The following is a 9220-nucleotide window of genomic DNA, read 5'->3' on the forward strand; positions in this document are numbered from 1 at the left end:
CTTGACCGGTCTCTATGCCTACCCTGCGCTCCTTTTTCGCCGCGGCCCTGCTGGGCCTCAGTCTCGTCGTCGGCCCGCTGCATGCTGCCGAACCACCGTCCAGCGATGCCGTGCAGGCCAGCCTCGACAAGCTGGCCGACAGTAAACTGCCGGACGCCGACAAGAAGACCCTGCAGACCGTGCTGCAGAACACCCTCAATCAGCTGAACAACCAGCGTGATTACGAGCAGAAACTGATCGATCTCAAGCGTCAGCTGGCCAACGCGCCGAAGCAGACGATTGAAAATACCCGCGAACTCAGCCGCCTCAAGGCCACCGCACCGGTGCCGGTCGCGCAGCGTTTTCCGAAGGAGTCGATTCAGCAACTGGAGCAGATCCTTACCGATCGCTCGACCCAGCAGAGCGACCTGCAAAAAGCCCTGGCCGAAGCCAACAGCCTGATCATCACCGCGCAGACTCGCCCCGAGCGCGCTCAGGCGGAGATTTCCGCCAGCCAGACGCGCATCCAGCAGATCAACACCATCCTCAAATCCGGCAAGGACACCGGCAAAACGGTCACCGCCGAACAGCGCGACCAGTTGAACGCCGAACTCGCCGCACTCAATGCACTGATTCCACTGCGCCGCCAGGAACTGGCCGGCAACACCCAGTTGCAGGATCTGGGCAACGCTCAGCATGACTTGCTCTCGGAAAAATCCGATCGTCTCGACCGCGAGATCCAGGAACTGCAAACCCTGATCAACCAGAAACGTCTGGCGCAGTCGCAGGAAACCGTTACCCAGCAATCGATCGAAGCGCAGAAGGCCGGCGGCAGCAGCCTGCTGGCGAGTGAGAGCGCGACCAATCTCAAGCTTTCCGACTATTTGCTCAAGAGCACCGACCGTCTCAACGAAGTCACGCAGCAGAACCTGCAGACCAAACAGCAACTCGACACCCTGACCCAGAGCGATTCGGCACTGGACGAGCAAATCAACGTGCTCAAGGGCAGCCTGCTGCTGTCGAAAATCCTCTACAAACAGAAGCAGGCGCTGCCGCACTTGAAGGTCGACCGCGACCTCGCCGACCAGATTGCCGATATTCGCCTGTATCAGTTCGATGTCAGCCAGCAGCGGGAGCTGCTGAGCAATCCGGCGACCTACGTCGACAATTTGCTCGCCACGCAGCCGCCGGAGCAGGTCACCCCGCAGTTGCGCAAGAGCCTGCTCGATCTGGCCAACACCCGCGCTGATCTGCTCGAGCGGCTGAACCGCGAGTTGAGCGCGATGCTCAACGAATCGATCACCCTGCAGCTCAACCAGAAACAATTGCTGAGCACCGCGCAAAGCCTGCGCGCGACCCTCGACGAACAGATGTTCTGGATCCCCAGCAACAAGCCGCTGGACGTGGAATGGATGCGCGGTGTGCCCGAACGTCTCGAGCGACAGGTCAACACCCTGCCGTGGGCGTCGAGCCTGAGCGAACTGGCTGACGGCCTGACCCAGCGGCCATTGCTGTTCTTGCCTCTGGCGCTGCTGATCGGCGCCCTGTTGTGGCGCCGCAAGGCCCTATACGGAAGACTCAACAAGGTTCACCAGGACATCGGCCACTTCAAGCGCGACAGCCAGTGGCACACGCCGCAGGCGATTCTGATCAACATCCTGCTGGCGATGCCGGTGGCGCTGGGTCTGGCGCTGTGCGGCCTGGCCCTGCAGATCGACGCGCGCGGGCAGAACGCCAACATGGGCGCGGCGCTGTTGCAGATGGGCCAGGCCTGGCTGGTGTTCTACACCGCGTACCGGATTCTTGCGCCGGGTGGCGTGGCGGAATTGCACTTCCGCTGGGAAAAACCGCAGGTCGAGTTCCTTCAGGGCTGGGTGCGTCGATTGGGCCTTGTGGTCATGGCGCTGGTGGCCGTGGTGGCCGTCGCCGAATTGCAACCAGCGGCGCTGGCCGATGACGTGCTCGGCATGCCGGTGGTGCTGACCTGCTACGCCTTGATGGCATGGCTGCTCAGTCGCCTGCTGATCAGCAGCCCGACGCACCAGAACGCTTCGCTGTTCCGCAAAGCCGTCGGAGTGATGTTCACCCTGCTGCCGATCGCCCTGTTTGTCGCGGTGTGCTTCGGCTACTACTACACCGCGCTGAAACTCAGCGACCGCTTGATCAACACCCTGTACCTGCTGATGTTCTGGCTGGTGATCGAGGCGACCTTCGTGCGTGGCTTGAGCGTTGCCGCGCGGCGTTTGGCTTATCAGCGCGCACTGGCCAAACGGCAGGCGGCAAAAGAGGCCGGCGACGGCGAAGCGGTGATCGAAGAGCCGACGCTGGACATTGAAAAGGTCAACGAGCAGTCCCTGCGCCTGATCCGTCTGGCCCTGCTCGGCGGTTTCATCGCGGCGCTGTACTGGGTCTGGTCGGACCTGATTTCGGTGTTCTCGTATCTGGACAACATCACCCTTTACGAATACACCAGCGGCACTGGCGCCAACATGAGCATGGTGCCGATCAGCATCGGCGACATGCTCGGCGCGCTGATCATCATCGGCATCACCTTCGCGCTGGCGCGCAACTTGCCCGGTCTGCTCGAAGTGTTCGTGCTGTCCAAGCTCAACCTGGCCCAGGGTAGCGCTTATGCGACAACGACGCTGCTGTCCTACGTGATTGCCGGCGTTGGTTTTGTCACCACCCTGTCGACCCTCGGCGTCAGTTGGGACAAGTTGCAATGGCTGGTGGCGGCGCTGTCAGTAGGCCTCGGTTTCGGTATGCAGGAGATCTTCGCCAACTTCATCTCCGGCATCATGATCCTCTTCGAACGCCCGGTGCGAATCGGCGACACCATCACCATCGGCAACCTCTCGGGCACGGTGAGCAAGATCCGCATCCGCGCCACGACCATCACCGACTTCGACCGCAAGGACATCATTGTCCCGAACAAGACGTTCATCACCGGGCAACTGATCAACTGGTCGCTGACCGACACCATCACCCGCGTCACGCTGAAACTGGGCGTCGATTACGGTTCGGATCTGGACCTGGTCAAGGAACTGCTGCTCAAAGCGGCCCGGGAGAACCCGCGTGTGCTCAAAGAACCTGAGCCACACGTGTACTTCCTCAACTTCGGCGAAAGCACCCTCGACCACGAACTGCGCATGCATGTGCGCGATCTCGGTGACCGCAACCCGGTGCTGGATGAGGTCAACCGCTTCATCAATCGCGAGTTCAAGAAGCAGCACATCAACATCTCGTTCCGGCAGATGGAGGTTTATCTGAAGAACCTGCACGGCCAGGAATACAAGATGGTGCCTGTGGAACCCGAGAACAAAACCATCGTGCCGATCGTCGACGGGCAGAAACCGTTGCCGGAACCGCCACCGAGCAAACTCGACTAACCGACATGGTCCCAGCAGAATGCTTGGACATTCTGCTGGAGCCGGCCCGTGAAAGCCCTCGACGAACTGACTTTCGACAACCGCTTTGCCCGCCTGGGCGACGCGTTCTCCGCGCACGTGCTGCCCGAACCGATCGACAATCCGCGTCTGGTGGTCGCCAGCCCGGCCGCTCTGGCCTTGCTTGATCTCGATGCGGCCAGCGCCGAAACCGAAGAATTCGCGCAGCTGTTCGGCGGCCACAAGCTGTGGGCCGACGCCGAGCCACGGGCGATGGTGTATTCCGGCCATCAGTTCGGCGGTTATACCCCGCAACTGGGTGACGGGCGCGGTCTGCTGCTGGGCGAGGTGTACAACAACGCCGGTGAACACTGGGACCTGCACCTCAAGGGCGCCGGGCAAACGCCGTTTTCGCGCATGGGCGATGGTCGCGCGGTGCTGCGCTCATCGATTCGCGAGTTTCTCGCTTCCGAAGCGCTGTACGCGCTGAACATTCCATCTTCGCGGGCCGCCTGCGTGATTGGCTCCGACACGCCGGTCTGGCGGGAAAAGCAGGAACGCGCGGCGATGGTGCTGCGTCTGGCGCCGAGCCATATCCGCTTCGGCCATTTCGAATACTTCTACTACACCAAGCGCCCCGAGCAGCAGAAACAGCTTGGCGAGCATGTGCTGGCGATGCACTTCCCCGAATGCCTGGAGCAACCGGAACCGTATCTGGCGATGTTTCGCGAAATCGTCGAACGCAACGCCGAGCTGATCGCCAAGTGGCAGGCTTATGGCTTCTGCCACGGCGTAATGAATACCGACAACATGTCGATCCTCGGCATCACCTTCGACTTCGGCCCGTTCGCCTTCCTCGACGATTTCGACGCAAATTTCATCTGCAATCACTCCGATGATCAGGGCCGCTACTCGTTCAGCAATCAGGTGCCGGTGGGCCAGTGGAACCTCAGCGCCCTCGCCCAGGCACTGACGCCGTTCATCAGCGTCGAGGCCCTGCGCGAAACCCTCGGCTTGTACCTGCCGCTGTTCCAGGCGCACTACCTCGACCTGATGCGCCGCCGCTTCGGCTTCACCACCGCCGAGGACGACGATCAGCAACTGCTGGAAAACCTGCTGCAACTGATGCAGAACAGCGGCGTCGACTACACGCTGTTCTTCCGCCGCCTCGGTGAAGAGTCAGCCGAACAGGCCATCGCCCGCCTGCGCGACGATTTTGTCGATATCAAAGGTTTCGATGCCTGGGGCGAACGCTACGTCGCCCGGGTCGGCCGCGACGGCAATGCCGATCAGGCACAACGCCGCGCACGGATGCATGCCGTCAATCCGCTGTACATCCTGCGCAATTATCTGGCGCAAAAGGCTATTGATGCGGCGGAACAAGGGGATTATGCCGAGGTACGCCGACTGCATGCGGTGCTGAGCAAACCGTTTGAGGAGCAGCCGGGGATGGAGGGTTACGCCGAGCGGCCACCGGAGTGGGGAAAGCATTTGGAGATCAGTTGTTCTTCGTAGGCGCTTCAGCTTAGCGGGTCGATTGCACTGATTACACGGTCGACGATGTCAGACATTGTCACGTCATCCAGTCGCTCGATGAATTTGGCCGTGCCGTCTCGTACCCGTTGTTCTATGTCAAAACTGCGAACCTGATTACACACCGCTACACCATTGGTTTCGTGGCCAGTAATGGCGACCGCCAAACCCATACTCCGGCTGAAATTCCCACCGCTAGTAACAGGCACCGTCATGCTCACGCCCAATGCGTTGATCTCTCTGGGCGTGATGACCACAAAGCGATGTCTGTTCATCATCTCCCGCCCCGCCACTGGGTTTGGATCAATCCAGTAAACGTCACCCCGCTGAGGGGGCTGGCGGCGCACCATCAACCCAGCTCCCGGCCGACAGAATCACCTTCAAGGGTCTCGCTAGTCTGGGCGTTAAGTTTCTGCAATTCTTCTGCGCCTTCGAGTAGCTCTGACAAACTATAACGCTTACGCGTAGCGGCTACGGCTGGACGAGCAATCAGTTCGCCATCGACCACATTCAGCTCTAGCTGTGCGCCAACCTCCAGATGCAACAACTTTAAAAGCGTGGGCGGAATCGTAATGACGGCAGCGCCGCCTTGGCGGCGTATCTTGGAAGTTACGGACATTATGTCGCTCCGATTTGATGCATAGGAATCATCGATTCCTGGATTAGTGCAACAAAAGTAGCACGCAGATAAAGACAAAGCGATCTCCTCACGACAAGCGTAAAACGCCGAATTGGTCTTCAGACCAGCCATCGATCCCGGAACGGTTTTGAGAAAAATGTGAGCAGTTGCGACATTGATAAGTTGGCAGATCGACTCCAAATCAGTTCTATAGACTGCCTATCAGAGAACCAATCATGACCACCCCACTCCTCATCCCCTGCCCCTCCTGCAACGGCGTCAACCGCATTCCAGCCGAGCGTCTCGCCGATCAACCCAAGTGCGGACGCTGCAAATCTGCGGTGCTGTTGAGCAAGCCTTTCGAACTCAAGCAAGGCGATTACGCCAGTCAGATCAAGGGCGATCTGCCGTTACTGGTGGATGTCTGGGCGGACTGGTGCGGGCCGTGCAAGTCGTTTGCGCCGGTGTTCGAACAGGCTGCGGCGCAGCTGGCGGGCAAGTGTCGGCTGGCCAAGCTCGACAGCGAAGCGAATCAGCAGTTGTCGGCGCAGTTGGGGATTCGCTCGATTCCGAGTCTGATTCTGTTTAAAAACGGCAAGGAAGTGGCGCGGCAGAGCGGTGCGTTTCCATTGCCGCAGTTGATGGCGTGGCTGCGTAGCCAAGGCATCTGACCCAACACAGACCACCCTGTGGGAGCGAGCCTGCTCGCGAAGGCGGTCGATCATTCAGCGCCGATGTTGAATGTGCCGGCCTCTTCGCGAGCAGGCTCGCTCCCACAGGAGATTTGCGTGTGAGTCGGGGAATCAGTGGTCTTCCAGCAGATTGTGCAGTTCCACAAACTGCTGGGTCAGCTTGTGCCGTGGATCGAGGTGGATCAGCGGCATGCTCGCTTGGTGCGACTCGCGCATGCGCACCGAACTGCTCAGATACACCGGTAATACCGGCAAGCCTTCGGCGATCAACTCATCGAGCATCTGCTGCGGCAGTCTGGCCCGCGCCTGGAACTGATTGACCACGATGCCTTCGACTTCCAACCCTTCGTTGTGGTCATCCTTCAACTCTTCGATCTCGGCGATCAGTCCGTACAGGGCCTGACGTGAAAAGCTGTCGCAGTCGAAGGGGATCAATACTCGATCCGCGGCAATCAGCGCCGATACCGCGTAGAAATTCAGTGCTGGCGGGGTGTCGAGATAGATTCGGTCGTAGTCCTCGGACAATTCGTCCAGCAACTTGCGCAGCTTGTTGATCTTGTGTTTCGCCTCGAGCTTGGGCTGCAGGTCGGCCAGTTCGGCGGTGGCGGTAATGATGTGCAGGTTATCGAACGGGGTTTCGTAGATGTCCGCCTGATTCTTTTTCGAGAACGGCCCGGACGACAGCGTCTGTTTGAAGAAATCGGCGATGCCCATCGGGATATCGTCACCGGTGAGCCCGGTCAGATACTGAGTGGAATTGGCCTGGGCATCGAGGTCGACCAACAACGTGCGATAACCCTCGCTGGCGCTGACCGCCGCCAGATTGCAGGCGATGCTGGATTTGCCCACGCCACCTTTCTGATTGAACACCACGCGCCGCATGACCAAACCTCCGTGTATCAAAGAATGACCGAGTGTAGTTGGCGGTGACCGCGCTTCGCTACCTTCACGGACATGGACTACGTCGTCAGGTGTAAAAACCGACGCCCAGGCATGGAAAAAACCGCCAGCCATCGCAGAGACACCTGACAGACACGCCGCGTCAAATCTGGATAATGGCCAAGTGATAGCCATGCAGCGAACCGCTCGGTACATTTTGTTGGGCAAAATGTAACCAACATTTGCTACACACCCGTCGCACCGGGATAATGCGCGCCACCCGGCGCCCTGCGCCAAGCCAAGCCTGCTGCGGCGCTGGCGACTCAACGCGTCAACGAAAGCCCGCAGGGGCGGGATGAATGTCCGTGATCAACTTCAACATCGCCCAATGGCGCGCGTGGGCCCCGGGGCTCGACAGCGTGGACGCCTGGCAGGCCTGGAGCCGACAACCGGTCGTGCTGCAGAGCAGTGATGCCGCGCCCGATGTGTCGTTTCTGCCGGCCATGCAACGCCGTCGCCTCAGCCGCCTGGCGCGGATGGCCTTCAGCGTTGGCTGGCCGCTGGCCGAAGGCCGGGACCATCTGCCGCTGGTGTTCGTCTCGCGGCACGGCGAAACCCCGCGCACGTTTGAAATCCTCCGCGATCTGGCCACCGAACAGCCGTTGTCGCCGACCCAATTCAGCCTTTCAGTGCATAACGCGATCATCGGTTTGTGGTCGATCATGCGCGGTGAAACCAGCGAAATGACCGCCCTCGCGGCGGCTGGCGATGGTCTGGAACATGGCATGCTCGAAGCGGCGGCATTGCTTGATGAAGGCGCCCCGGCGGTGCTGATGGTGATCACCGAAGAGCAACCGCCCGAGGCGTACTCGCAGTGGGTCGATGACGTGCCGTTCCCTTACGCGCTGGGTTTATTGCTCACGCCCGGTACCGACTGGCGGCTGACCCTGAACAGCAGCACCGAAACCCGGTCCAAGGCGCACTGGCCGCACGCGCTCAACCTGCTGCGAACCCTGCTCGGCCAGCAACCTGACTGCCAACATGCGTGGAAAAATCGTGTATGGACCTGGCATCGCAACCCGTGACCGCCAAACACCGCGACGCCTACTACTGGCGGCTGCTGGCCACTGCTGCGAGCTTCGCCCTGTTCGGGCTCGGCGGGCTGTGTCTGCGCCTGCTGGTATTTCCGCTGCTCGGCTGCCTGCCCGGTGACGCGCTGGTCCATCGCCTGCGCGCGCGGCGTACGGTCAGTCGCTTGTTCTGGTTTTTCGTGCGTTTCATGGCCCGCACCGGCGTGCTCACTTACAACATCGAGGGTGCCGAGCGCCTCGGCCGACCTGGGCAGATGATCATCGCCAACCACCCGTCGCTGATCGATGTGGTGTTTCTCATCGGTCTGGTGCGCCACGCCAATTGCGTAGTGAAGAAAACCCTCTGGGAAAACCCGTTCACCCGTGGCCCGCTGCGCCGTACCGAGTACATCAGCAACGACGGCAGCATGGACATGCTCGACGCAGCCGCGCAGTCGTTGCAGGACGGCCAGACCCTGATCATCTTCCCCGAAGGCACGCGCACCCAGCCGGGTCAGGCGCCGGCCTTTCATCGGGGGGCGGCGGCAATTGCCCTGCGCGGTGCGAAAATCGTTACCCCGGTGATCATCAAGGTCAGCCCGACCACCCTGACCAAAGCCGAGCCGTGGTATCGCATCCCCCATCGCCGCGTGCACTTCAGTTTTCGCGTGGGGGCCGATATAGACCCACAGACCTTCGCCGCGCAAGGCCCCGCACCGCAGGCCTCGCGCAAGCTCAACGATTATTTGCATGACTATTTCATTAAGGAGCTCGCCGCAGATGAGCGATCAGAACACCGCTAGCCTGGTGCGTGACATCAAACTGCTGATCATCGACGCCTTGGGCCTCGAAGACATCAGCCCCGAGGACATCGGCGACGAGCAGACATTGTTCGGCGAAGGCCTCGGCCTGGACTCCGTGGACGCGCTCGAACTGGGCCTGGCGATCCAGAAAAAATACGGCATCAAGATCGACGCCGATGCCAAAGACACCCGCAACCATTTCACCGACGTGGCCAGCCTTGCGGCATTCGTCACGGCAAAACAGGCAGCTTGAGACCGG

9 protein-coding genes are annotated in these 9220 nt (G+C 60.5%); 6 read left to right on the top strand and 3 right to left on the bottom strand.

The features are described from left to right. Positions 1–14: 14 nt before the first annotated feature. Positions 15–3368, top strand: coding sequence for a mechanosensitive channel MscK (mscK, locus tag D8U82_RS21175; RefSeq protein ID WP_076565278.1), 3354 nt, complete (start codon positions 15–17; stop codon positions 3366–3368). 48 nt (positions 3369–3416) lie between these two features. Then, positions 3417–4880, top strand: a complete 1464-nt coding sequence (selO, locus tag D8U82_RS21180) for a protein adenylyltransferase SelO (protein ID WP_130902909.1) — start codon at positions 3417–3419, stop codon at positions 4878–4880. A gap of 5 nt (positions 4881–4885) precedes the next feature. On the opposite strand, the gene D8U82_RS21185 is transcribed toward selO, so the two are convergent. Together D8U82_RS21185 and D8U82_RS21190 are read right to left on the bottom strand one after the other, a co-directional pair. Then, positions 4886–5248: a type II toxin-antitoxin system PemK/MazF family toxin gene (locus D8U82_RS21185; protein WP_130887665.1), complete on the bottom strand. Its 363-nt coding sequence runs from the start codon at positions 5246–5248 to the stop codon at positions 4886–4888. After that, positions 5248–5517, bottom strand: a complete 270-nt coding sequence (locus D8U82_RS21190) for a hypothetical protein (RefSeq protein WP_008077592.1) — start codon at positions 5515–5517, stop codon at positions 5248–5250. The genes D8U82_RS21185 and D8U82_RS21190 overlap by 1 nt, the downstream gene beginning before the upstream one ends. Before the next feature lie 236 nt (positions 5518–5753). Between D8U82_RS21190 and trxC the strand changes: the two genes are divergently transcribed. Then, positions 5754–6188 (top strand): thioredoxin TrxC, encoded by a 435-nt coding sequence (gene trxC, locus D8U82_RS21195; protein WP_130887664.1) that lies wholly within the window; start codon positions 5754–5756, stop codon positions 6186–6188. Between the two features lie 132 nt (positions 6189–6320). Here trxC and D8U82_RS21205 read toward each other — a convergent pair whose 3' ends face one another. Next, positions 6321–7091 (bottom strand): ParA family protein, encoded by a 771-nt coding sequence (locus D8U82_RS21205; protein WP_130902910.1) that lies wholly within the window; start codon positions 7089–7091, stop codon positions 6321–6323. A gap of 356 nt (positions 7092–7447) precedes the next feature. On the opposite strand from D8U82_RS21205, the gene D8U82_RS21210 reads away from it, so the two are divergent. From D8U82_RS21210 to D8U82_RS21220, 3 genes are read left to right on the top strand one after another with little or no spacing between them, the layout of a single operon-like run. Beyond that, entirely contained in the window at positions 7448–8173 is a 726-nt protein-coding gene (locus D8U82_RS21210) for a beta-ketoacyl synthase chain length factor (RefSeq protein WP_125925742.1), read from the top strand. Then, complete coding sequence (locus D8U82_RS21215) at positions 8149–8961, top strand: lysophospholipid acyltransferase family protein (RefSeq protein ID WP_110602643.1); 813 nt, start codon at positions 8149–8151, stop codon at positions 8959–8961. The genes D8U82_RS21210 and D8U82_RS21215 overlap by 25 nt, the downstream gene beginning before the upstream one ends. After that, the gene (locus D8U82_RS21220; protein WP_125925743.1) at positions 8939–9214 is read left to right on the top strand and encodes a phosphopantetheine-binding protein; all 276 of its coding nucleotides are present in this window, start codon (positions 8939–8941) and stop codon (positions 9212–9214) included. The genes D8U82_RS21215 and D8U82_RS21220 overlap by 23 nt, the downstream gene beginning before the upstream one ends. Positions 9215–9220 lie beyond the last annotated feature (6 nt).

It is taken from the genome of Pseudomonas sp. Sample_23 (genome assembly GCF_004307595.1).
Classification (GTDB): Bacteria; Pseudomonadota; Gammaproteobacteria; order Pseudomonadales; family Pseudomonadaceae; genus Aquipseudomonas; species Aquipseudomonas atacamensis.